The sequence below is a fragment of the Salinivibrio sp. ES.052 genome, from assembly GCF_900141775.1.
Classification (GTDB): Bacteria; Pseudomonadota; Gammaproteobacteria; order Enterobacterales; family Vibrionaceae; genus Salinivibrio.
On record NZ_FSRI01000002.1, the window covers coordinates 425,568 to 448,239 of the forward strand.

General features: G+C 51.6%; 22 protein-coding genes. 18 read left to right on the top strand and 4 right to left on the bottom strand.

What is annotated here, in order from left to right; genetic code table 11:
* The first annotated feature begins 205 nt into the window (after positions 1 to 205).
* From typA to BUQ98_RS11635, 4 genes are all read left to right on the top strand, one after another.
* Complete coding sequence (gene typA / locus BUQ98_RS11620; RefSeq protein ID WP_074213969.1) at positions 206 to 2,032, top strand: translational GTPase TypA; 1,827 nt, start codon at positions 206 to 208, stop codon at positions 2,030 to 2,032.
* Positions 2,033 to 2,218: 186 nt separating this feature from the next.
* Entirely contained in the window at positions 2,219 to 3,184 is a 966-nt protein-coding gene (locus tag BUQ98_RS11625; RefSeq protein WP_074213970.1) for a virulence factor BrkB family protein, read from the top strand.
* Complete coding sequence (gene dtd / locus BUQ98_RS11630; protein WP_074213971.1) at positions 3,156 to 3,590, top strand: D-aminoacyl-tRNA deacylase; 435 nt, start codon at positions 3,156 to 3,158, stop codon at positions 3,588 to 3,590. The genes BUQ98_RS11625 and dtd overlap by 29 nt, the downstream gene beginning before the upstream one ends.
* A gap of 27 nt (positions 3,591 to 3,617) precedes the next feature.
* A complete protein-coding gene (locus BUQ98_RS11635; protein WP_074213972.1) occupies positions 3,618 to 4,562 on the top strand; it encodes a bifunctional GNAT family N-acetyltransferase/hotdog fold thioesterase in 945 nt (314 codons plus the stop codon).
* Here the strand turns inward: BUQ98_RS11635 and BUQ98_RS11640 are convergent.
* The 4 genes from BUQ98_RS11640 to hslR form a co-directional block, all read right to left on the bottom strand.
* Complete coding sequence (locus BUQ98_RS11640) at positions 4,559 to 6,400, bottom strand: AsmA family protein (RefSeq protein ID WP_074213973.1); 1,842 nt, start codon at positions 6,398 to 6,400, stop codon at positions 4,559 to 4,561. The two genes, BUQ98_RS11635 and BUQ98_RS11640, sit on opposite strands and share 4 nt — an antisense overlap.
* A gap of 128 nt (positions 6,401 to 6,528) precedes the next feature.
* The gene (gene pckA, locus BUQ98_RS11645) at positions 6,529 to 8,157 is read right to left on the bottom strand and encodes a phosphoenolpyruvate carboxykinase (ATP) (RefSeq protein ID WP_074213974.1); all 1,629 of its coding nucleotides are present in this window, start codon (positions 8,155 to 8,157) and stop codon (positions 6,529 to 6,531) included.
* A gap of 321 nt (positions 8,158 to 8,478) precedes the next feature.
* Positions 8,479 to 9,354: an Hsp33 family molecular chaperone HslO gene (gene hslO / locus BUQ98_RS11650; protein WP_074213975.1), complete on the bottom strand. Its 876-nt coding sequence runs from the start codon at positions 9,352 to 9,354 to the stop codon at positions 8,479 to 8,481.
* A gap of 34 nt (positions 9,355 to 9,388) precedes the next feature.
* Positions 9,389 to 9,793 (bottom strand): ribosome-associated heat shock protein Hsp15, encoded by a 405-nt coding sequence (gene hslR / locus BUQ98_RS11655; protein WP_074213976.1) that lies wholly within the window; start codon positions 9,791 to 9,793, stop codon positions 9,389 to 9,391.
* A 337-nt stretch (positions 9,794 to 10,130) separates the two neighbouring features.
* On the opposite strand from hslR, the gene gspC reads away from it, so the two are divergent.
* From gspC to cysQ, 14 genes are all read left to right on the top strand, one after another.
* Positions 10,131 to 10,949, top strand: coding sequence for a type II secretion system protein GspC (gspC, locus tag BUQ98_RS11660; RefSeq protein ID WP_074213977.1), 819 nt, complete (start codon positions 10,131 to 10,133; stop codon positions 10,947 to 10,949).
* 71 nt (positions 10,950 to 11,020) lie between these two features.
* On the top strand, positions 11,021 to 13,006 hold the full coding sequence (gene gspD / locus BUQ98_RS11665) for a type II secretion system secretin GspD (protein ID WP_074213978.1): 1,986 nt from the start codon (positions 11,021 to 11,023) through the stop codon (positions 13,004 to 13,006).
* Complete coding sequence (gene gspE, locus BUQ98_RS11670) at positions 12,999 to 14,525, top strand: type II secretion system ATPase GspE (RefSeq protein ID WP_074213979.1); 1,527 nt, start codon at positions 12,999 to 13,001, stop codon at positions 14,523 to 14,525. The genes gspD and gspE overlap by 8 nt, the downstream gene beginning before the upstream one ends.
* Positions 14,525 to 15,760 carry a type II secretion system inner membrane protein GspF gene (gspF, locus tag BUQ98_RS11675; protein WP_074213980.1) on the top strand — a complete coding sequence of 412 codons (1,236 nt, stop codon included), beginning with the start codon at positions 14,525 to 14,527 and terminating at the stop codon, positions 15,758 to 15,760. The genes gspE and gspF overlap by 1 nt, the downstream gene beginning before the upstream one ends.
* Positions 15,761 to 15,764: 4 nt before the next feature.
* Positions 15,765 to 16,223: a type II secretion system major pseudopilin GspG gene (gene gspG / locus BUQ98_RS11680; RefSeq protein WP_074213981.1), complete on the top strand. Its 459-nt coding sequence runs from the start codon at positions 15,765 to 15,767 to the stop codon at positions 16,221 to 16,223.
* 1 nt (position 16,224) lies between these two features.
* The gene (gspH, locus tag BUQ98_RS11685; RefSeq protein WP_074213982.1) at positions 16,225 to 16,776 is read left to right on the top strand and encodes a type II secretion system minor pseudopilin GspH; all 552 of its coding nucleotides are present in this window, start codon (positions 16,225 to 16,227) and stop codon (positions 16,774 to 16,776) included.
* The gene (gspI, locus tag BUQ98_RS11690) at positions 16,773 to 17,150 is read left to right on the top strand and encodes a type II secretion system minor pseudopilin GspI (RefSeq protein ID WP_074213983.1); all 378 of its coding nucleotides are present in this window, start codon (positions 16,773 to 16,775) and stop codon (positions 17,148 to 17,150) included. The genes gspH and gspI overlap by 4 nt, the downstream gene beginning before the upstream one ends.
* The gene (gene gspJ, locus BUQ98_RS11695) at positions 17,134 to 17,769 is read left to right on the top strand and encodes a type II secretion system minor pseudopilin GspJ (protein WP_074213984.1); all 636 of its coding nucleotides are present in this window, start codon (positions 17,134 to 17,136) and stop codon (positions 17,767 to 17,769) included. The genes gspI and gspJ overlap by 17 nt, the downstream gene beginning before the upstream one ends.
* A complete protein-coding gene (gene gspK / locus BUQ98_RS11700) occupies positions 17,766 to 18,770 on the top strand; it encodes a type II secretion system minor pseudopilin GspK (RefSeq protein WP_074213985.1) in 1,005 nt (334 codons plus the stop codon). Before gspJ ends, gspK begins: the two co-directional genes overlap by 4 nt.
* On the top strand, positions 18,739 to 19,995 hold the full coding sequence (gene gspL / locus BUQ98_RS11705) for a type II secretion system protein GspL (protein WP_175566318.1): 1,257 nt from the start codon (positions 18,739 to 18,741) through the stop codon (positions 19,993 to 19,995). The genes gspK and gspL overlap by 32 nt, the downstream gene beginning before the upstream one ends.
* Positions 19,992 to 20,486 carry a type II secretion system protein GspM gene (gene gspM / locus BUQ98_RS11710; protein ID WP_074213986.1) on the top strand — a complete coding sequence of 165 codons (495 nt, stop codon included), beginning with the start codon at positions 19,992 to 19,994 and terminating at the stop codon, positions 20,484 to 20,486. Before gspL ends, gspM begins: the two co-directional genes overlap by 4 nt.
* Before the next feature lie 2 nt (positions 20,487 to 20,488).
* The gene (locus BUQ98_RS11715) at positions 20,489 to 21,235 is read left to right on the top strand and encodes a type II secretion system protein N (RefSeq protein WP_074213987.1); all 747 of its coding nucleotides are present in this window, start codon (positions 20,489 to 20,491) and stop codon (positions 21,233 to 21,235) included.
* Between the two features lie 43 nt (positions 21,236 to 21,278).
* Positions 21,279 to 21,833 carry an ADP compounds hydrolase NudE gene (gene nudE / locus BUQ98_RS11720; protein WP_074213988.1) on the top strand — a complete coding sequence of 185 codons (555 nt, stop codon included), beginning with the start codon at positions 21,279 to 21,281 and terminating at the stop codon, positions 21,831 to 21,833.
* 3 nt (positions 21,834 to 21,836) lie between these two features.
* Complete coding sequence (gene cysQ / locus BUQ98_RS11725; RefSeq protein ID WP_074213989.1) at positions 21,837 to 22,646, top strand: 3'(2'),5'-bisphosphate nucleotidase CysQ; 810 nt, start codon at positions 21,837 to 21,839, stop codon at positions 22,644 to 22,646.
* Positions 22,647 to 22,672 lie beyond the last annotated feature (26 nt).

Consider the following 22,672-nt stretch of genomic DNA (forward strand, 5'->3'; position numbering starts at 1 on the left):
TATTTGCTTAATAAATGACCAGGTGGACAGCAGTTAAACCACTTTGATAGTGAGCTGATTCACAGAATAAGGTGGGTTTTACGACAAAATCTGGTACATTACGGCCGTTTTTTTAATCAGATGGTGGCCCTGTCGTGCTAGTATACGCTGTCTCAGCGTGTCAGGTTCGGCACGCGCCGCGTCTAACGAGTGAAAAAGAGAGTCCATGACCAAAATACAAACAGATAAATTAAGAAATATCGCCATTATTGCCCACGTTGACCACGGTAAAACCACGCTAGTGGATAAGCTGCTTCAGCAATCCGGTACGCTGGCTTCCCGCGGTGAGGTGGAAGAGCGTGTCATGGACTCAAACGATATTGAGAAAGAGCGTGGCATCACCATTTTGGCGAAAAACACCGCCATTAACTGGAATGATTATCGGATTAACATCGTTGATACCCCTGGGCACGCCGATTTCGGCGGTGAAGTTGAGCGTATCATGTCGATGGTTGATTCGGTATTGCTGGTTGTGGATGCGGTTGATGGCCCAATGCCTCAAACCCGTTTCGTGACCCAAAAAGCCTTTGCTCATGGCCTTAAACCTATTTTGGTCATCAACAAAATTGACCGTCCGGGCGCACGTCCTGATTGGGTCATGGATCAGGTGTTCGATCTGTTTGACACCTTAGGTGCAACAGACGAGCAGCTCGATTTCCAAGTGGTATATGCGTCAGCCCTGAATGGCTGGGCAAGCTTGGATGAAGCCACCGTAGGTGAAAATATGGAGCCACTGTTCAACGCCATCGTTGATAACGTGGACGCGCCGGATGTTGACATCACCACTCCTTTGCAAATGCAGGTGTCTCAGCTCGATTACAACTCATATGTCGGTGTTATCGGCGTCGGTCGTATCACGCGTGGCTCGGTAAAACCGAACCAGCAGGTGACGATTGTCAGTGCCGATGGCAGCAAGCGTAACGGCAAAGTGGGCAGTGTGTTGGGCTACCTAGGCCTTGACCGTACCGATGTCGCTGAAGCCTCTGCGGGCGATATTATTGCGATCACTGGGTTGGGTGAACTGAAAATTTCAGACACGATTTGCGATCCAAGTAACGTTGAAGCGCTACCGCCACTGACCGTTGATGAGCCGACAGTCACCATGACGTTCCAAGTGAATACATCACCGTTTGCCGGTTTGGAAGGTAAGTACGTGACGTCACGCAATATCCTTGAGCGCTTACAAAAAGAGCTGGTACATAACGTGGCTCTGCGTGTTGAAGAAACCGATAACCCGGACAAGTTCCGAGTGTCGGGTCGCGGTGAGCTGCATTTGTCTATCCTGATCGAGAATATGCGCCGCGAAGGCTTTGAGCTTGCCATGTCTCGCCCTGAAGTGATCATCAAAGAAGAAAACGGCGAAAAATTCGAACCCTTTGAAACCGTGACCATCGACGTACTCGAAGAGAACCAAGGCGGGGTGATGGAAAGTATCGGCCTACGTAAAGGTGAACTGACCAACATGCTGCCAGACGGTAAAGGCCGTGTGCGTATGGACTTTGTGATGCCGTCACGGGGTCTGATTGGTTTCCAAACCGAGTTTTTGACCCTGACGTCAGGCTCTGGCCTGATTTACCATACGTTTGATCACTACGGTAAATTCAAAGGCGGTGATATTGGCCAGCGCAATAACGGTGTGTTGATTTCCAATGCTGCCGGTAAAGCACTGACCTATGCACTGTTTAACCTACAAGATCGCGGTCGCCTGTTTGCTGAGCACGGTGACGAGGTGTACGAAGGCCAGATCATCGGTATTCATAACCGCGCGAACGATCTAACGGTTAACTGCCTGAAAGGTAAGCAGCTCACCAACGTGCGTGCATCAGGAACCGATGAAGCTCAGGTGCTGAGCCCTGCGATCAAGTATACTTTGGAGCAAGCGCTTGAGTTTATTGATGACGATGAACTGGTCGAAGCGACACCAGAGAGCATCCGTATTCGTAAAAAGCTGTTGACTGAAAATGATCGTAAGCGAGCTGGCCGTAAAGGTTAATCGTACTCACATCGTGATGTGACAACACCACGATACGATCAAAAAGGCACCTTCGGGTGCCTTTTTTGTCTGAGAAACAAGGGGTAGAAAACGCGCTGGGGCTGGAATTGCTCATACAGGCAACGCCTTAGTTATAAATCATGTACACTCATTACGCTTAAGCTAACACAAGGTTAAGGTGGAAGGATGCGCAAAATAAGGCTCCAGGATCAGGCGATTTGGCGTCATCGCTACGATTGGTTAATGGCGATGCTGACACATCTATGGCGGCGCATGGGCGAAGATAGACTGACCGTTAGTGCGGGCTATATGGCTTACGTGACATTGCTCTCCTTGGTGCCTTTAGTCACTGTGGTATTGTCGGCATTTTCAAGTTTTCCGGGATTTTCTGAGGTCGGTGGCACCTTACAACAGTTTGTGATTAATAACTTTGTCCCGGCAGCGGGAGAGGTCGTGGCGCGCTATCTCAATGAGTTTGTCGCCAATGCCGGAAAAATGACAGCGGTGGGCGTCAGCTTTCTTTTTGTCGTTGCGATTATGCTTATCTCTGCGATCGACAAAAGCTTAAACCACACATTTAAAATACAAACTAAGCGACCAATGATGATCGCTTTTTCCATTTACTGGATGGTGCTGACGTTGGGGCCGATACTGATTGGGACCAGCATTGCATTGAGCTCGTATTTGACGTCGTTGTCGTTACTACAAAGTGGCATCGCCAATGATTTATTAACAACCTTACTCAGGGTACTTCCTTTTCTTCTGACCACACTGACATTTATGGGGTTGTATACTCTAGTGCCGAATACGCGGGTGCGGCTTCGTCATGCCCTGGTGGGAGCGGCAGTTGCGAGTGTGCTCTTTGAGCTGAGTAAGAAAGTGTTCGCCTTGTATGTGACTCATTTTCCGTCCTATCAACTCATATATGGCGCATTAGCCGTGGTGCCGATCCTCTTCGTATGGGTGTATTTTAGTTGGTGTATTGTGCTGTTTGGTGCTCAGGTTACGGCCACGCTCAGAGAGTCAGACCGTTGGTGGCCTCGCATGGATTCTTCTGAGAGCCAGGACGCACTCGCCAGTCAAGGGGATCGGGATAACGCCCCAAGATATAATAAGGAGCAGTATGATTGCCTTAATTCAACGCGTGAGTGAAGCCAATGTCACAGTTGATGGTGTGAGCACGGGCGCCATTGGAAAAGGGTTGGTGGTGTTACTGGGTGTTGAGAAAGGTGACACGGAGACTCATGCCGCCAAACTCGCGCATAAAGTCGGTGGCTATCGTGTCTTTGAAGATGACGCCGGGAAGATGAATTTAAATGTATCACAAGCCAGTGGTGAATTGCTGGTGGTGTCACAATTTACGTTAGCGGCGAACACCACAAAAGGCATGCGTCCGAGTTTTTCAGGAGCCTCACCGCAAGAAGCAGAGCGATTATACGAAGTGTTTTGTCAGGCTTGCCGACAAACCGGCTTTAAGACGCAAACTGGGCAATTTGGCGCGGACATGAAAGTGTGCTTAGTGAATGATGGCCCAGTGACATTCTGGCTTCAGGTTTAGAGAGACGCCTAACAAGGAGAGACAGGCATGTTTAGAATTGTGACACCGCGCTCAGAGGAAGAGCTTGCGCGCTATTATGACTTCCGTTATCGGATGTTACGAGAACCTTGGCATTCTCCTCGTGGCTCAGAACGTGATGCATATGATGTGAGTGCGTATCATCGCATGATAGTGGACAGTGATGATGCCCCCGTCGCGATCGGACGCTTGTACCTCACGCCAGATAATGATGGTCAAATCCGTTATATGGCAGTATCGCCTGATTACCGAAACCGTGGTCTCGGGGCGTTAGTTTTGATGGCACTGGAGTCGTTAGCACGACAAGAAGGGGCAAAACGCCTGGTTTGTCGTGCGCGAGAAGAAGCGGTGAGTTTTTATGCCCAACACGACTTCATCAGCCAGGGCGATCTGAGCGATGAACGTGGCCCCATTCGTCATCAGCAGATGGTTAAATCGTTAGACCCGTTATCGGACGTGGTGCGTCGACCTGAGTGGTGTACGGAGCTACAGCAGCGTTGGCAAGCACAAATCCCGATCAGCGACAAAATGGGGGTTCAGATCAGCCAATTTACCGGTTATAGCTTTGAGGTCTGTGCCAATTTGAATGCCAATTTAAACCCGCGCCAGACCATGTTTGCAGGTAGCATATTTAGCCTGGCGACCTTGGCCGGGTGGGGAATGGTATGGCTGTTAATGAAGGAGCGTCAACTGAGTGCTGATATTGTCCTCGCCGACAGCCATATTCGTTATCGCCGCCCTGTGGCGGAACGCCCAAGAGCCAGTGTGTCACTGGATAGCCTGAGTGGTGAGCTAGACAGGCTTGAAAACGGACGCCGAGCACGTGTCACCTTGGAAGTGGAGTTTTTTAGTGGCGATGAAAAGGCCGGTGTTTTTACAGGCACCTATGTCTTATTACCGTCAGAGGATGGCGCCACGGCCCAGCCTGCGCCTCAGTTAGCGTTACTGCGTTAACGGATACGCGGAGCCGTGTGTTGAAAAATGGGCCAATTGATTAGTCGTGGTGTATCACCCTGTAGCTCCCCTGTTATCAGCCCACGGTCGGCTTCGATGGAAAGAGACTCAAAGGGGAACGCTTGCTCTTGCCGGGTGCCTGAGCGTTTATCACTGAACCAAATGGCAATACGCTCAGACCAATCTTTATCGGGATCCACATTGGCTTGAGCATCGAACAGCACGATTTCCATCTTGCCATTCAGGCCCACACTGAAGCTTTCTTTATCCGCGGCCAGTCCCGACCACTCCCCCTCGATATCATGGAAGCCGCTGAGTGGCAGAGGCCAGTTAAACCAATCTTGGTAAATCGACAGGGGGATTTGTAAGCCATCTACCTGTAATGCCCAAGGTTGGCTCGGGGTGTTTATATTCCACTGCCCAGACGCGGCGAGTTGGCCATCAGGAAAGCCGAGGAGCAATTGATGAAGCGTTATCTTGCCATCATTAGCATCAAGGCGTAAATAGGGCTCTGCTAGCCATTGATGATTGATGCTGGCGTGGTTGGCACTCGCGGTAAGCACGCCATTGGTAAGCTGCCATTGTTTACGGTGGTGTAACCGTAAAGTGCGACCATCGACATCAATGCCACTGATTTTTACCGGAAACTGCGTGGATAAAGCCAGCCACTCGTTGTGCTTGAGCGATAAATCGGTAATAGAGAGGCGGTCTGGCCAGTTGGGGAGCGTTTGGATGAGAGGGGCAAGTATCGGTTGGCTCAGGGTGAGCCCATTGGCTTGTAATCTGTCTATCTGCCAATCACTGTCAGAAAACTGTCCGGACAAGGCGATAAATCCCTCTTGCCATTGGCTTGTTAATTGATTGATTACCCAAGTTTCTCCGTGGCGTTCGATGTCACCCAGGGGCTGTTCCCAGGTTTGTTCTTGCCAACGGACATAGTCTGCGTTGAACGACGCACGCAGTTGAGGCTGTTGCCACCAGGGGGTATGAGGCGAAAACCGTAGTTGTTCGGCGGAGAGAGTCAGGTTATTGATGGATAACGTATTGGTGTCGGCACTGAGCTGGCGAATATCAGCACGTTCAATCGTCAAGGTCGTGGTGTCAGGCCATCGCGATAGCGTCTTGATAAGGCGTTGGTGAGTTTGCTCACTGTCAATGATCATATCGCTAACGGTCAATTGCGTTAATGCGAGCGTCCCAGGTTGCCAGGTACCTTGTGCGCTGAAAGCCGCCCGTTGCCATTGAAAAGATACGCCATTGAGCTGCCAGCCTGATGGCGTCGGCATCGCATCTAGCAGCAGTTGGGAAAGGCGAAGCCCTTGCCAATTGACCTGTTTTATCTGCCATTGCACCCGACCACTGACCTCACCAACCGGTGATTGACCTTTACGCCAATCATCAAGTTGTGCGCTAACCTGGCTCGCTTGCCAGTTTGATCCCTTGATAGTGAGATTGTTGAATAACACGCGTCCAATGCTGAGCGTTTTGGGCAGCATATTGAGATGGGGAACGGCATGATCAGTAAGATTGAGGGTGAGACCATCAATTCGTGCCCACTGAAGATGCGATATTTGGTTGGACGAAAACTGAATTTGGATCGTATCGGCCTGCCAATGTTGGCCATCGCGTTGATAGTCAGGCTGCGTCAGTGAAAGAGTCAGTGGGTGACGCCAATGATAATGGATTTGCTTAACGGTGAGCTCACCAGGCACTAACGGCGTTACCAAGGTATGGAACAGCTGGGTGCTGTGGCGAGTATGAAGTATCACCACTATAACCAGTAGGGCAGTGACACTGAGAATAACGAAGCTGGCAAACAATTTGGCCAGAATGCGCATGAATAGACCCTATCAAGGCGACGAATAGGTCTAAGATTGGCGCAAAAATGCCCTAACTTCAACTATTAGCCCATATGAATATTTCACGTTGATGCCCCATACCGCGAGGGCGGTACGGGGCAAACGGACTAATCGAGCTGCGGACCTGCCGATACTAAGGCTGCCCCTTCCGTCGTATCCGTATATTTATCGAAATTATTGATAAAACGTTGTGCCAAGTCTTTGGCTTTACTTTCCCATTGCAAAGGATCCACGTAGGTATCGCGAGGGTCGAGAATACCATCGTTCACTTCCTCCAATGAGACCGGGATTTCCAAGTTAAACACAGGAATGACTTTGGTCTCCGCTTTTTCGATGGAGCCGTCCAAGATAGCGTCGATAATGGCGCGGGTATCTTTAATGGAAATTCGATCACCGGAGCCATTCCACCCAGTATTCACCAAGTAGGCCTCCGCGCCTGCCGCTTCCATTCGCTTCACTAACACTTCAGCGTATTTTGTTGGGTGTAAGGTGAGGAAGGCAGCGCCAAAAGCCGCAGAGAAAGCCGGTGTCGGTTCGGTAATACCGCGCTCAGTCCCCGCCAACTTAGCTGTGAAACCAGATAAGAAATGGTACTTAGTTTGCTCTGGCGTTAATTTTGACACCGGTGGCAGTACGCCAAAGGCATCTGCTGACAAGAAGATCACCTTGTTGGCATGGCCGCCTTTTGATACGGGTTTAACGATATTATCGATGTGATAAATCGGGTAGGAGACGCGGGTGTTCTCTGTTTTGGAGTTATCGTCAAAGTCGATACGACCATCACTGCGAACGGTGACATTCTCTAAAAGCGCATCGCGACGGATGGCGTTGTAGATGTCAGGTTCAGCGTCTTTCGATAACTTGATGGTTTTGGCGTAGCACCCGCCCTCGAAGTTAAAGACACCATGATCATCCCAGCCATGTTCATCATCCCCTATCAGCTGGCGTTTGGGATCGGTAGACAGGGTGGTTTTACCTGTTCCCGACAGACCAAAGAAGATAGCGACGTCACCGTCTTTGCCCATATTGGCAGAGCAGTGCATGGAAGCGATATCTTGCAAGGGCAAGAAGTAGTTCATCATCGCAAACATGCCTTTTTTCATTTCACCGCCATACCAGGTGCCGCCAATCAGCTGTACCCGTTCGGTGAGATTGAAAACGGTAAAGTTTTCTGAGTTTAACCCTTGCTCGCGCCATTTGGTGTTCACACACTTGGCACCATTCATCACCACAAAATCGGGCTCAAAGTCTTTGAGTTCTTCATTGGTTGGGCGGATAAACATATTTTTGACGAAGTGTGCTTGCCACGCGACTTCGGTGATCACGCGAATGCGTAATCGGGTATTCGGGTTGGCGCCACAATAGCCATCAATCACGAATAAGCGTTTGCCTGAGAGTTGATGGGTGACCAGTGCTTTGAGATCTTTCCACACGGCGTGATCAATGGGTTTGTTGTCGTTCTTTCCTTGATCAGACCACCATACAGTATCGCGGGTAGTGTCATCGCGAACAATGTACTTATCTTTTGGGGAACGACCGGTAAAAATACCTGTGTCTACTGACACCGCGCCGAGCTCGGTCACCACGCCTTTTTCATAGCCTTCCAGCTCAGGTTTGGTTTCTTCCTCGAACAACTGCTCATAAGAGGGATTACGGATAACTTCTTTGACATTTTCCAGACCATGACGGGAAAGATCGATGTCAGCGACCTCGGGTTCGACGTTCAGGACAGTCATAGGTGCTCCTTGGGGTAAGATGTTGTTAACTGTCTTTGTGCTAGCTACCTGAAATGTATCTTCAGGGACTGACTCCATACACGATTGCACGCTGGGGCTATTTTGATTGTAGGGTACGGACCACCAGGTGCCATGTCATAGACATGGTAACGCTTAGTTAAACGTTTGCGCTACCCAAAGACCTATTATTGTTTGTACAAAAATAATGCGGAAAAAAATGTGAGTTAAGTCGGGTAGAAATAAGAAAAAAGCCAGCTTTATGCTGGCTTTTGAACTTGGTCAGGCTAGTTTACTTCGAAGCGCTAAAAATGTAGCACGGCATTACTGCATTTGTGAGGTTGAATTCGCGTTTTGATCGAAAATGGCTGCAACATCAACATTATCGAAAGCGTAGTCTGTGCCACAGTAATCGCAGTGCAAATGAATGGTGCCCATTTCAGCGACCATTTTATCGACTTCACTACGCTCAATAGCCGCAATCGCGCTGGCACTGCGCTCACGTGAACAGCTACATTTAAAAACAACATCTTGGGCTGGATACAGGGTTACTTGCTCCTGATGGTACAAGCGATAAAGCACATCTTTGGCGCTCAAACTGAAAAGTTCATCATTTTTAATGGTGTCAGTAAGCTGAGTTAGATGTTCAAAATCCCCCTCATCACCTTTACCGTCGGGGAGCACCTGCAGCATCATCCCAGCCGCATGGGGCTTACCGTCGTGCTCACCCGTACGCAGCCAAAGACGAGTCTTTAACTGCTCTGAACGGGTGAAATAATCTTCCAGGCACCCTTGTAAGTGGTCAGACTCTAACCCAACAATGCCTTGATAGCGCTCACCATCGACAGGCTCAATGGTAATGATCAGTTGACCTTGCCCCATCATATCCGTCAAGGTGGCCCCCTCTTTTATCTCGCCTTTGACGCGCGCGGTGCCACGCAGCTGCTGGTGATGATCTCCGTTAATCACGGCGAGAGAGACAGGTCCATCGCCTTGAAGCTGGACGGTGATTGAACCGTTAAACTTGAGTGTGGCGGTCAACAAGCTGGTCGCGGCTAACATTTCTCCCAGCAAGGCATTGACCGGTGCTGGGAAATCTTGATTTTCCAGTATGCGCTGATAGGTGTCATCGAGCTTGACCAGCTCACCACGAACAGACACATCTTCAAATAGGTAACGGTGTAGTTGATCGTTTGACATGCATTTTCTCTCCGGCAATGGCGCGATCGCGGCCTTAGTCTGTGCCTTGTTTAAACTTACGAATATCTCGGCGTTGCTTTTTATCCGGCCGTCCATCAGGACGTGGGTTATGTGCATTTAAGCGACGCATTTCCGTTTCATGCTCGCGTTTGGCGAGGCTACTTTCGGTTTCTTGGTATAAAGTCTGTGCTATCGAGGCCCCTCGGCGTTGCTCCGATAATGCCAGCACCGTGAGGGTTTTCTCATCATGACCCTGACGTAGGCGGATCTCTGCACCGATTTCGACCATTCTGCTGGGCTTGGCACGTTGACCATTATAGTGCACCTTGCCACCATCAATCATATTGCGAGCAATGGAGCGCGTTTTATAAAAGCGTGCGGCCCACAACCATTTATCCAACCTGACCGTCGTCAAAGGCGCTGATGTGCTTTTTTTCATCATTCAACTCCTGCGCAATCTGGATCGGCGACATTAGCATAAAATTTACTTTAGAGCAGTATCACAGCATCGCCGTCCCACCTCCCGTCATGGCGGCGAGTTCGATAAAATAAATCCGCTATGACTGAAAAGTCTCAAGATCACATTGTGTTTTTGCTAGTATGCCCAGCTTTTCGTAATCTAATCGTGGAATCTAATGGCTAAAAAGGCCATCAATAGGCATGTGGTGTCATTAATTGGTTTTAAAAGGATGATTCAGGCAGGAAGCCATCAAAGAAAAATCTCGGTGTCAGCGCTGACACTCGGTCGGGCACGGTTGTGTCTAAATGTGGGTCTAGTGCTTTTACTGTTTTGGCTGGCTGGACGGCTCGTGTGGAGTGTCTACACGCCTCCCGTGGCGCCTACCCTTTCTGTGGGGAGTCAGGCTGTGGTCAATCAGGCTGCAGGTGAGGGCGCTTTTTCATTAGCCCCCGCGATTAATGCCCAGTTATTTGGTCGGTATCAGGCCTCTGCGGAACAACAACAGCAATCTGTCAGCCAAGTCCCCGAAACGCGGTTGCAATTGACCTTGGTCGGGGTGGTCGCGAGTAATCAACCGTCGCGTGCGCTGGCCGTGATCGCCAAAGGCGGTCAACAGTCAACCTATGGCGTGGGGGAGCAAGTCAAAGGCACACAAGTCAGTGTCGATCAGGTGTTGTCTGATCGGGTCATTCTTCGTCAAGGCACCCGCCGCGAAGCGTTATTGATGCCAGGCGTTGAAGCGGACAGTACGCCCCAAACGGTTTTTTCTTTACCCAAGGGGGACACGACGCCCCCAAAGCCGACAATACGCCGAAGGCAGACCAGCCCTGACTGGCCTGCTGACTTGGCACAACAGTTGACGAAAGATCCGCAGCGCTTATTTGATTATGTCCAGTTAGCGCAGATAGGTGATGCCAAACAACTTAAAGGCTTTCGCCTCACGCCAGGGAAAAATCCGGTGCTATTTGAGCAATCTGGCTTACAGCCCGGCGATATCGCCATCGCCATTAACGGTCTGACGCTGAGCCGATCGGTGGCGCTTCCCGATATTCTCACCCGTATTCAACAACAGGGCGCGCTTGATTTAATCGTCGAGCGGCAAGGGCAGCAGCATGACATTTCGATTCCATTATAAATCATCACAACCGCCTCGCGCGGCGTTAGGAGTGTGACGTGAACCTAAGGCAACGACTGATCCCCTATCTCATGGCCGTGAGTCTGCTTGTATCCGGTTTACCGGCAGGGGCGGCAGAGTTCAGTGCTTCGTTTAAAGGCACAGACATTCAAGAGTTCATCGAAATTGTGGGGCGCAATCTTGAGAAGACCATTATCGTTGACCCCTCGGTACGCGGCACCATTAATGTGCGTAGTTACGATACGTTAGACGATGAGCAGTACTACCAATTTTTTCTCAACGTGCTCGAAGTGTATGGCTTTGCGGTGGTTGAAATGGAAAACGGGGTGGTCAAAGTGGTTCGCGACAAAGATGCGAAAACCTCACCGGTCCCTGTGGTTGGTGAGGGGGATAATGTGGTGGGAGACGAAGTGGTTACCCGCGTGGTCGCTGTAAAAAATGTCTCGGTACGCGAACTCTCCCCCCTGTTGCGTCAGCTTATCAATAATGCGGGGGCAGGTAATGTCGTCCACTACGATCCGGCCAATGTGATCATGATTACCGGTCGGGCCGCGGTGGTTAATCGTTTAACCGATATTATTCAGCGCGTCGATCAGGCGGGCGATAAGAAGGTGGAAGTCGTACGTCTCGACCACGCCTCTGCCGCGGAAATGGTACGGATTGTCGATACGTTAAATAAGCGTGACAACGCCAACACCCGTCCAGAGCTGTTGGAGCCTCGCATTGTCGCCGATGAGCGCCTGAATGCGGTGTTGGTTTCTGGCGAGCCCAAGGTCCGTGAGCGCGTGATCGAACTTATCAAACAGCTTGACCAAGAGATGGCGACCACGGGCAATAGTCGCGTGATTTATCTTCGCTACGCCAAAGCGGAAGACGTGGTTGATGTATTACAGGGCGTTTCGGATAATCTTCTGAAAGAAAAAGAAAAAAACGCTAAGCCGAGTGTGAATGATCAAGCGGTACAAATTTCCTCGCATCAAGGTACTAACTCGCTGGTGATCACCGCCCCGCCGGATATTTTAAGAACCCTTGAGAGCGTGATTTCCCAGCTCGATATTCGCCGCGCACAGGTGTTGATTGAAGCCTTGATAGTGGAAATGTCGGAATCTGACGGAGCGAACCTCGGTGTACAGTGGGGCTCGCTGGAAAACGGCGGGATTCAGTTTAATAACGCAGGGGTAGGCGTGACAAGCTATCTCACGGGGCAAAAAGCAGCAGAAGACACGACGCGCACTGAAGTGCGCTATCGGGATGATGGCACACCGTACAATGTCCCCATCACCGAATCAGGCGATTATTCGGCACTCAATGAAGTACTTGGTGGCTTAAATGGTCTGGCAGCGGGAGTGGTGATGGGCGATTGGACCGCCCTGGTGACGGCGGTCTCATCGAACAACGAGTCGAATATCCTGTCTTCACCCAACCTGATGGTGCTCGATAACCAAGAAGCCTCCTTTGTGGTGGGTGAAGAAGTGCCTGTGATCACCGGCTCGCAAACGGGCTCGAATAACGACAACCCGTTCCAAACCGTCGAGCGTAAAGATGTGGGGATTAAGCTCAAAGTCACCCCGCAAATCAACGAAGGCTCTGCGGTGTTACTCGATATTGAGCAAGAAGTCTCCAACGTGCTCGGTGCCAGTGGCGCCGTCGATGTGCGTTTTGGTAAACGGCAGCTGACCACCTCGGTGATGGTCGGTGATCAACAAATGATTGTATTGAGTGGTTTGATTGACGAGCGCACCGTTGAAAGTGAATCTAAGGTGCCAGTGTTGGGGGATATTCCTGTATTAGGACATTTGTTCAAGTCGACGTCGACGCAAACGGAAAAGAAAAACCTCATGCTGTTTATCAAACCGACCATTATTCGTACCGGTTTGACCGCAGATGGGGTCACCCAACGCAAATACAACTATATCCGAGCCGAGCAAATACTGCGCGCACAAGATGGCGTTAAGCTGATGCCTGACGCTGCAAAGCCGGTACTGCCTGCTTACGACAGTGATGTGGTGATGCCAGCAGAAGTGCGCGCCTTACAGGCGGAGCTAGCAAATGAGTGATCGCGCCAACGCCTTAGCGGCTGACCCCATAGCAACGTGGCAGTTGCCTTTTGGTTTTGCGCGTCGCCATGGTGTGGTATTGCTGACGGAGAATCATATCACGCGTTTGCTGTGCCTGGCGTCCGTCACCCCCGAGACCTTGATAGAAGTGCAACGCGTGCTCGGGATGGAAATGGAGCCTGAATGGGTCTCCGAGACTGATTTCGAACAACACCTGACACGCCTCTATCAACGTGACAGTGCCGATGCGCAGCAATTGATGGCTGACATTGGCGCGGACGCGGACAGCGATGATTTTTTCTCCCTGGCCGAAGAATTGCCTCAGAGTGAAGACTTACTGGAATCGGAGGACGATGCGCCGATTATCAAGCTGATTAATGCGATGCTGGGTGAAGCAATCAAAGAAAGTGCGTCAGACATTCATATCGAAACGTTTGAGCACGCGTTATCGATCCGTTTTCGTGTCGACGGCGTGTTGCGTGAAGTCTTGTCCCCCAGTCGTAAGCTTGCCCCATTATTGGTCTCGCGAGTAAAAGTGATGGCGAAACTCGACATTGCTGAAAAGCGGGTGCCGCAAGATGGGCGTATTTCGGTCCGTATCGGTGGGCGTGCGGTCGATGTGCGGGTATCGACCATGCCCTCATCCCATGGTGAGCGCGTCGTGATGCGTCTACTGGATAAAAACGCAGTGCAACTCGATTTGGCACAACTGGGCATGGCCCCTCGCCTGCATCAAGGTTTTCGTGAATTGATTCATAAACCCCATGGCATCTTACTGGTCACGGGGCCGACGGGCTCGGGGAAATCGACCACCTTGTACGCGGGGTTACAAACCATTAATAGTGAGGATCGCAATATTCTGACGGTGGAGGATCCGATCGAGTTTGATCTGGCCGGTATTGGGCAGACGCAAGTGAACCCCAAAGTGGACATGACCTTTGCGAGAGGCTTGCGTGCTATGTTGCGTCAAGATCCTGACGTTGTCATGGTCGGGGAGATCCGTGATTTAGAAACCGCACAAATTGCCGTACAAGCTTCGTTGACGGGCCACCTGGTGATGTCAACGTTGCACACCAATACCGCGATTGGGGCAGTTACCCGTTTGCGAGATATGGGCATCGAGCCTTTCTTGCTGTCTTCCTCTTTATTGGGGGTACTGGCGCAGCGCCTTGTTCGTACGTTATGCCCCCATTGCCGCATTCCCTACACGGCGGATGAAGGGCAACAGCAATTATTTATCGACCTCGGCCTAGTCAACGCCGGTGAGTCGATCACTTTATACAAATCGAACGGATGCGAACGCTGTCATCATAAAGGCTACCGCGGTCGAACCGGTATTCATGAATTGCTGACGGTGGATGATAAAGTTCAAGCACTTATCCACCATGATGCGGGTGAGCAGGCGATTGAGGATGTGGTTCGCGTCCAGAGCCCAAGCATTCGTTATGACGGCCTTGCGAAAGTGCTAAAAGGGGAAACCACTCTTGAAGAAGTCATGCGGGTCACCAAGGAGAGCTAATGGCTGCATTTGACTATCAAGCCCTCGACGAACGTGGGCGTAAGCGTAAAGGCGTGATTGAGGCTGATACCGCACGTCAAGCACGCCAGCAATTGCGTGATAAAGGGTTTACGCCGCTTGACGTTAATGCCACTACCCGTAAACGGGCGAGCCAAAAGACGTCGACATCTCAGCCGCTTTTCAGCCCTGGTCAGCGCGGGATTAGCACACAAGAGCTCTCCCTCATTACACGCCAGTTGGCGACACTGATTGATGCCGCCATGCCACTGGAAGAGTGCTTGAAAGCGGTGGCAGAGCAAGCAGAAAAGCCACGTATCGGCAGCATGATGACCAGCGTCCGCGCCCGTGTGATGGAAGGGTACACCTTGGCCGATGCGTTTGCAGATTACCCGCAGGTGTTTGATGAATTATACCGTGCGATGATTGCCGCCGGTGAAAAAGCGGGCCATTTAGGTACCGTGTTATCGCGCCTTGCCGATTACGTTGAGAACCGCCAGCGGATTCAATCCACGCTGTTACAAGCGATGCTATACCCCGCTATTTTAACGTTTTTCTCGGTCATCATCGTGGCGTTTTTGCTGGCGACCGTGGTGCCCGATATTGTCGGTCAATTTGTTCAAACCGGTCAGGCGCTACCTGCATCGACTCAATTTCTCTTAAATGCCAGTGATTTTATTCTCGATTGGGGCATCTGGGTCGTGGGGGGGATGGTCTTGGCCTTACTGGGGATACGCGCGTTATTGAAAGATAAACAGCGGCGTTTAGCGTGGGACAAACAAAAGCTCGCGCTACCGATCCTCGGACGGGTGGCGCGGGGGCTCAATACCTCCCGTTTTGCTCGAACCCTCGCTATTTGTACCGCCAGCGCGATTCCATTACTGGATGGCATGAAAGTCGCGGCGCAAGTCATGAGTAATCAATACGTCCGTCAGCGCGTCCTTGAGGCGGCGGATAAAGTGCGTGAAGGCGCGAGTTTACGTGTGGCCCTGGACCAATCCAGCTTATTTCCCCCGATGATGTTGCACATGATTGCCAGTGGTGAACGCAGCGGCGATTTGGAGCCCATGCTTTCTCGTGCCGCCGATAACCAAGATAAAGATTTTGAAGCCCAAGTGAACGTTGCACTCGGTATTTTTGGTCCGTTAATGATTGTATTAATGGCTGGGCTGGTACTCTTTATTGTGGTGGCCACCTTGATGCCCATTATTGCCATGAACGACATGGTAGGGTTGTGATTTTATGTTGTTAAACAAGGAGAACAAAATGCGTCGTCAACAAGGTTTTACCCTTCTTGAAGTCATGGTTGTGGTGGTCATTATCGGCCTATTGGCAAGTTTTGTTGCCCCCAACTTATTGGGTAATAAAGATAAAGCGGCCGTAAAGAAGGCGGTTGCTGACGTGAGCGCGCTTGAAAACGCCCTCGACATGTACAAGTTAGACAATAATCAGTATCCGACCACCGATCAGGGCCTTGAGGCGCTAGTGACCAAACCGCAAAGTGATCCGGTGCCGCGCAGCTATCCGGATCAAGGCTATATCAAGCGCCTGCCCCAAGATCCATGGAATAACGACTACCGCTATGTGAGCCCCGGTGAGCACGGTGTAGTGGACATTTTCTCGCTAGGGGCGGATGGCCAAGAAGGCGGAGACGGTGTCAACCAAGACATTGGCAACTGGAACCTGACCGAGCTGCAATAAGATGCGTCGAGCGGCAGGCTTCACCCTCTTAGAAATACTGTTGGTCGTGGTCATCGTGGCCGTTAGCGCATCCGGTGTGGTGATGGTATGGCCTGAACCTGTTGATACGCGTACTCAAGAAGCAGGCCAAGCCCTGTACCAGCGAATGAAGCTGTGGGCTGAGCAAAGTTGGCTAGAAGGGCGAACGTATGGGGTACGCATTAACGAGCATGACTACCAGCTTTTAACGCTGGGCGAGGAAAAGTGGCAGCCTGTAAGCAGCGAGCGTTGGGCCACGACAGGTGCCTTACCGGAACAAAGCCGTTTCTCTCTGACCATGGATGGGTTTGGTTGGCAGCAACAAGATAGGCTGTTTGAAGATAAGCCACTGTTTGAGGATTTGTTTGACGAAAACAATGAGCCGTCGGTTGCGCCCCCGCAAATCTGGCTTTTACCCAACGGTGAACTGACCCCTTTTACGTTGCTGATAGAAACAGAGGGCAGTGCCGTGTGGCAACTCAAGGCCAACGAATTGGCGCAATTTACTTGGCAACGCGCAGGAGATCGTTCATGAGTTGCGGAAGACCGATAGAGCAGCAAGGGATGACGTTGCTTGAGGTGTTGGTGGCGGTGGCGATTTTTGCTATCGCAGCGCTCAGTGTGATGAAAGCCACTGGGCAGCATACGCGCTCATTGGGACGTCTGGAGCAAAAAACCTTAGCGGCCATGGTCGCGGATAACCAACTCGCCGAGGTGGTACTCGGTGCCAAGGTACCGGAAAAAGCCACGCAAGGGACCACAGAGATGGCCGGCCAACAGTGGCAGTGGCAACTCACGCCAGTGGCAACCGATACCGGTCAGCTTCGTGCCGTTGACCTCTCCGTCTCAGTGCTGGAGCAAGTTGATAGCCCGCTCGTAACGGTGAGGACCTATGTTGCGACGCGCTAAAGGCTTTACCTTACTCGAAGTGTTACTGGCACTGGTGGTTTTTGCCAGCATCAGCCTTACCGCTTACCAGGTACTACAAACGGTACAGCGCAGTGACATGCAATCCCGCGAAGTGGGCGAGACCTTACAGCAACTGCAGCGGGCGTTGGTGATCATGGATAGTGACTTTCGACAAATGGCCGCGCGTCGCCAACGTATCAATGGTCAAGCACCGACCGAGCAACTGCTGCTTGCCGGGCGTGACGTGTTGCAAAGTGAAAGCATGGGTGTGCGTTTTACCCGTACAGGCTGGATTAACCCACAAGCGCGCTTTCCGCGAGGGGAAGTTGTGGCGGTGGGATACCGACAACGAGATGGCAATCTCGAACGCCTACGCTGGCGCTACCCAGATCAGGCGGCAGGCGATGAACCGGCGGTGGCCACCTTACTCAGTGATATCGATGAGCTGACATTTCGTTTTTATACAAAAGAGGGGTGGCAAAATAGCTACGATACGGCACATGCGCTGCCTAAAGCGATGCAGATACGCTTCACTCACCCGCGTTATGGCCAGTTAGTGCGGACTTATTTACTCGCGGGACAAACCTTACCCGCGCCGCTGCAGCGGGAGGCGCAATGATCCGACAGCGCGGAGCGGCGCTTCTGGTCGTGATGATGATCATGGCGCTGATGACAGCCATCGCCGGCAGTATGGCGTCGCGGTTGTTTACTAACTACCACCGGGCAGAAAACCAGCTTCATTTTCAGCAAGCGTATTGGTATAGCCAGGCGGTTGAAGCGCTCGCGGCAGCGGTATTACGTGATAGTTTGTCAGGCAGTGAAACGGTAAATTTAAGCCAAAACTGGGCGGAAGCCTCTCGCACATTTCCGCTTAAAGGCGGGGAGGTTAGTGGGCACTTACAAGATGCGCAAGCCTGCTTTAATCTCAATAGCTTACAGTTGCGCGGGTCGACGGTCGGCGGACCAGTGCCTTATGAAGTCAGCGTACTCCGCGCCTTGATTGGAAACCACGTCGAGGATAGTTATCAAGCGGATGTGATTGCCCAAGCGAGTCGCGACTATATCGATGAGAACAATCAGCTTGATCAATCGTTGGGCGCGGAAGATGCGCATTACGAGAGTGTCCGTCCCGCCTATGTGACACCCGATGCGGTGATTGCCGATGTGAGTGAATGGCGTGCGGTACGCGGTGTCAACGGTACAGTGTTTCGGCAGTTATCGCCTCAGTTATGTGCGATCCCCAGTGCTGAGCTAAAGGTGAACGTGAATACCCTAACGGACAAACAGGCCGCCTTGTTGTCGGCATTGTTTACACCAGCCTTGCCCGTTGAACAGGCCAAGCAGGTACTGGCCCAGCGTCCCGAGTCTGGCTGGGAAAGCGTTGAAGCGTTTATGGCAACCTTAAATCTCACTGACTTCGATGACGCGGATCGCAAGCAAGTGGCGCCACATTTAAGTGTGACAAGTCACTATTTTTTACTACAAGCCGATGTGCATGTGGCCTCAGCCCAGCGTCACATCCAGGCATTATTGCACTATCAAGACGGTGGCCAAGTATCGGTTTTGCGCCGTCGGTTCGGAGGAATGCGTGAGCGAGCGACTGATAATCAGGATCAGTGATGCCAGCCAACCCATTTATTGGGCCCAGGTCCGTGCCAGTGATAATCACGTTATCACCACCGGAACTTGTCAACAGTTGTCTGCATTAACAGAGCAAGCACAGACAAGACGTGTGGTGCTGCTGGTGGATAGCGCCTGGCTGACACTCACCACTGTCACGTTACCGCCAGGGTCGCGGCGGCAGCGTGACAAGGTAGTGCCGTATCTACTAGAAGAAACCTTGGCTGAAGATGTTGAGGCAGTGCATGTCAGCATTCTTGATACGCAGGCCAACACTGCGCAGGTCGCAGTGGTCGCACATCAGCAGATACAAGCATGGCAGCGCGCACTGGATGAGGCGGGGATCAATGTACGTCAGTGGATCCCCGATGTACTTTGCTTGCCTTGGCAATCCCAAGGATTGACGTTAGCACCATTAGGTGAGCAATGGCTGTGCCGGTACCACGCGCACCAAGGTGTGGTGGGTCGACGCGCGTGGCTTGCCTTTTGGGCGCAAGCTTGGTGGCGTCAGCATCATGAAAAAACCGACGCGGATGATCCAACGACGTCCGGTGAGACGAGCGGACTCACGGTACATGGCTATGGCCCTCAAGACCAACACGTTGCCTCTCCCTTACAAGCCTGGTCACTGCCCATGCAATGGCATACTGATGAAGAAACCATCAGTGTGTTAGCCCAACAAAGTGCATCGGTATCCGCCAACATTCTAACGGGCCGTTACCGGCCACAGAGCCAAGCGAAACAGACGCTAAAACCGCTTATCCCTACGGCCTGCTTACTGCTGGCTATCGGGGTATTATTGGGAGCGGAGCAATGGCTGACGATTCGCGACACTCAGCAGCAGGCGCAGGCGTTACGCTCGCAAAGTGAAGCCTTGTTCCGCCAAACGCTGCCGCAATACCAACGTATCCCTACTCGCTCCTACATGGTGCGGCAAATGGATGCCGAAATCAGCCGGTTAGAGGGACAGCAGCATGATGCCGCGTTATTACCTTGGCTCGCGCAACTCGCACCGATGCTTGAAGATGTCCCCGGTATCAAGGTACAGGCACTGCGTTATCAAGCCAGTCGCGATGCCTTAATATTACGAGCACAAGGCCTTGATTTTACTCAGTTTGAACGCTTACGGGGGATCCTGAGCGAGCATTATACCACTGATTTAGGACAGCTTAATCGTAGTGGTGAGACGGTCAGTGGTGAGTTTACGTTGAGGAAGCAATCATGATGACACGCATTCAAGCTCATTGGCAGGCGATCAGTTTGCGAGAGCAGCGACTGTTGATCGTCGCCGGAGTCGTCCTAGTGATAAGCCTTTTGTACTGGGGGATCGTCGCGCCGATTCATGCACAGGCAAAGCAGGCAAATACAGCACGAGCCAGTGAGCTGCAGCTGTTACGTGACGTACAAGAAAAGCGCACTCAGATCATGCAACTGCGTGCCCAATCAGGGGGCAGTCATCAAGCTCCTTCAAGCCTCAATCAACCTTTAAATCAAGTCATTGCTGCCAGCGCAGGTGAGTTTAACGTGACCATCACTCGGCTACAGCCGGGGGAGAATAGTGTCCAACTGGGTGTTGAACCCTTACCGTTTAACCAGCTGATACGCTGGTTAGATCAATTGGCACGCCTGCATGGTGTTGAAGTGGTACGTTTGAGCACGGAAGCAACGGACACGGCTGGAGTGGTTCAGGTAAACCGACTGCAGCTGGAGCGATAAAAATGTGGAAGAAAGTTTTATTCGGGGCGGGATGCATATTGGTTTTTATGGTGAGTGTGATTGTGCATGCTCCCGCCTCCTTACTGCGTGTGGCCCCTCTGCCTGCTGATCTGACAATAGGCAATGTCGACGGCACCGTTTGGCAAGGCGAAGTAGCGCAAGTGCGTTGGCAGAACTATACGCTTGGCCCGTTGGAATGGGATGTTCAGTGGCACCGTTTACTTACCGGTGCAACCTTTGAGGCTGCGATAGATGTGCGTAGCCCTGATGGACTGAGAGGTAAAGGGATTTTAGGGTTTAATGGCTCTGAGCTGACGCTGTCACAAACATTGATCTCAGCGCCCGCACGGATACTGACAGGCTCGGTGGCGATGCCGCCTAATGTTGCCATCGAGGGAACACTCGATCTGATACTGCGTGATGCCGTATTCGCTGAATCGGGGTGCCAGCAGCTCGAAGGGCAACTTCAGTGGCAACAAGCCGCATTAAGCCTACCGGTGGGACGCTTAAACGATATTCCAGCGCAAGCCGCTTTGGCATGCGAACACCAAGGTATCGTAGCGCAAGGGCAGGGCCAATCTGCATCCTTGAGTCATAAGTTTTCATTGTCAATCACGCCGTCCGGGCGATACTCTGTGTCGGGATGGCTTAAGCCCGGAGTCGCCTACCCCACGCCGATGAAAGCACCATTAGCTTGGTTAGGGTCTCCGGATAATCAAGGACGCTATCGCTTTTCTTTTCGCGGCTAACAAGGCCTGATAGGGTTATCAGTAAAGGGTGGCAAATCTTAATATGACGCAGCGTAAACTTCCTCAGATCCTGTCTAAACAGGTCGTCGCCTCCTCTCGCTTGTTTAAGGTGGAGTCACTAGAGCTAACCTTTAGTAATGGTGTCGAGCGCACCTATGAGCGGATGAAGCCGTCAGGCCGCAATGCGGTGATGATGGTGCCTATTACTGACGCCGGTGATATTTTATTGGTACGTGAATACGCCGCCGGAACAGAGCGCTATGAACTCGGTTTTCCGAAAGGGCTCATTGATCCGGGCGAAACGGCCAATCAAGCCGCAGTACGCGAGCTGAAAGAAGAAATCGGCCAAGGGGCACACGAGGTGATCCCGATGAAAGACGTTGTGTTGGCACCCTCCTATTTTTCGAGCCGTATGACCTTAATGTTGGCACGTGATTTGTATCCAGAAAGCTTGGAGGGAGATGAACCCGAACCGCTTGAGATCATTCGCTGGCCGTTAGCACAAGCGGAAGAGTTACTAACCCACGGTGATTTCTGTGAAGCGCGCAGTATTACCGCACTCATCATGGCGCTGAAGTATTTGCAATCTGAGAGGTGAGGCATGGCATTGCCTGAGTTGTTGCCCGATGTGATTGATATAACCCGCGCGGCGGGCCAGGTCATTCTCGATATTTACCATGACGGTGATTTTGAAGAGATCACTAAAAGCGATCAAACCCCGGTGACCAGCGCCGATCTGGCTGCTCACAAACTGATCACCGAGAAACTCTCTGCATTAACGCCAGATATTCCGGTGTTATCGGAAGAAGATTGCGGTGTGCCCTTAAGTGACCGGCAACAGTGGCAGCGTTACTGGCTGATTGATCCATTGGATGGTACTCAAGAATTCATCGCGGGGAGTGGTGATTTTGCCACCATAATCGCACTGGTGGAGAACAATCATCCGGTTATGGGTGTGGTTTATGCCCCTGTTTCTGGAGTGGCTTATTATGCCTGTCAGGGGAAAGGGGCTTGGAAAGTGACGCCGGACAGCGAAATGCATCGCATATCGACAATGAAGCGTGATGAAGAGATTACCTCTTTATCGATTGCGATCAGCCGTCGACAAGATATTCATGCGGTGACAGAGAAATTAGCTCCAGAGATTAATTACGATTTGATACCACTCGGCTCGGCAGCACTGAAAGCCTGTTTAGTCGCCGAAGGGGCGGTAGATTGTTATCTGCGTTTAGGGCCAACCGGTGAATGGGATACGGCGGCGACGCAATGCATTGTTGAGGAAGCGGGCGGGCGCATTTTAAGCACCGCGCTGAGCCCGTTGTCGTATAACGAGCGCGACTCACTGCAAAATCCTAACTTTATTGTCCTTGGGGATGAGTCACTGACTTGGTCATCGATTTTACGTGGTTGAATGATGTCTCTCCACGACGATTCTAC

What these genes read in the sequence shown, in the direction of transcription:
- gspM (WP_074213986.1), top strand. Translation starts at nt 19,992, where the DNA reads ATGATGACACGCATTCAAGCTCATTGGCAGGCGATCAGTTTGCGAGAG.
- BUQ98_RS11640 (WP_074213973.1), bottom strand. Translation starts at nt 6,400, where the DNA reads ATGCGCATTCTGGCCAAATTGTTTGCCAGCTTCGTTATTCTCAGTGTC.
- hslR (WP_074213976.1), bottom strand. Translation starts at nt 9,793, where the DNA reads ATGAAAAAAAGCACATCAGCGCCTTTGACGACGGTCAGGTTGGATAAA.
- cysQ (WP_074213989.1), top strand. Translation starts at nt 21,837, where the DNA reads ATGGCATTGCCTGAGTTGTTGCCCGATGTGATTGATATAACCCGCGCG.
- gspK (WP_074213985.1), top strand. Translation starts at nt 17,766, where the DNA reads ATGATCCGACAGCGCGGAGCGGCGCTTCTGGTCGTGATGATGATCATG.
- dtd (WP_074213971.1), top strand. Translation starts at nt 3,156, where the DNA reads ATGATTGCCTTAATTCAACGCGTGAGTGAAGCCAATGTCACAGTTGAT.
- gspF (WP_074213980.1), top strand. Translation starts at nt 14,525, where the DNA reads ATGGCTGCATTTGACTATCAAGCCCTCGACGAACGTGGGCGTAAGCGT.
- BUQ98_RS11715 (WP_074213987.1), top strand. Translation starts at nt 20,489, where the DNA reads ATGTGGAAGAAAGTTTTATTCGGGGCGGGATGCATATTGGTTTTTATG.
- gspH (WP_074213982.1), top strand. Translation starts at nt 16,225, where the DNA reads ATGCGTCGAGCGGCAGGCTTCACCCTCTTAGAAATACTGTTGGTCGTG.
- gspG (WP_074213981.1), top strand. Translation starts at nt 15,765, where the DNA reads ATGTTGTTAAACAAGGAGAACAAAATGCGTCGTCAACAAGGTTTTACC.
- nudE (WP_074213988.1), top strand. Translation starts at nt 21,279, where the DNA reads ATGACGCAGCGTAAACTTCCTCAGATCCTGTCTAAACAGGTCGTCGCC.
- BUQ98_RS11625 (WP_074213970.1), top strand. Translation starts at nt 2,219, where the DNA reads ATGCGCAAAATAAGGCTCCAGGATCAGGCGATTTGGCGTCATCGCTAC.
- gspI (WP_074213983.1), top strand. Translation starts at nt 16,773, where the DNA reads ATGAGTTGCGGAAGACCGATAGAGCAGCAAGGGATGACGTTGCTTGAG.
- gspE (WP_074213979.1), top strand. Translation starts at nt 12,999, where the DNA reads ATGAGTGATCGCGCCAACGCCTTAGCGGCTGACCCCATAGCAACGTGG.
- hslO (WP_074213975.1), bottom strand. Translation starts at nt 9,354, where the DNA reads ATGTCAAACGATCAACTACACCGTTACCTATTTGAAGATGTGTCTGTT.
- BUQ98_RS11635 (WP_074213972.1), top strand. Translation starts at nt 3,618, where the DNA reads ATGTTTAGAATTGTGACACCGCGCTCAGAGGAAGAGCTTGCGCGCTAT.
- gspD (WP_074213978.1), top strand. Translation starts at nt 11,021, where the DNA reads ATGGCCGTGAGTCTGCTTGTATCCGGTTTACCGGCAGGGGCGGCAGAG.
- pckA (WP_074213974.1), bottom strand. Translation starts at nt 8,157, where the DNA reads ATGACTGTCCTGAACGTCGAACCCGAGGTCGCTGACATCGATCTTTCC.
- gspJ (WP_074213984.1), top strand. Translation starts at nt 17,134, where the DNA reads ATGTTGCGACGCGCTAAAGGCTTTACCTTACTCGAAGTGTTACTGGCA.
- typA (WP_074213969.1), top strand. Translation starts at nt 206, where the DNA reads ATGACCAAAATACAAACAGATAAATTAAGAAATATCGCCATTATTGCC.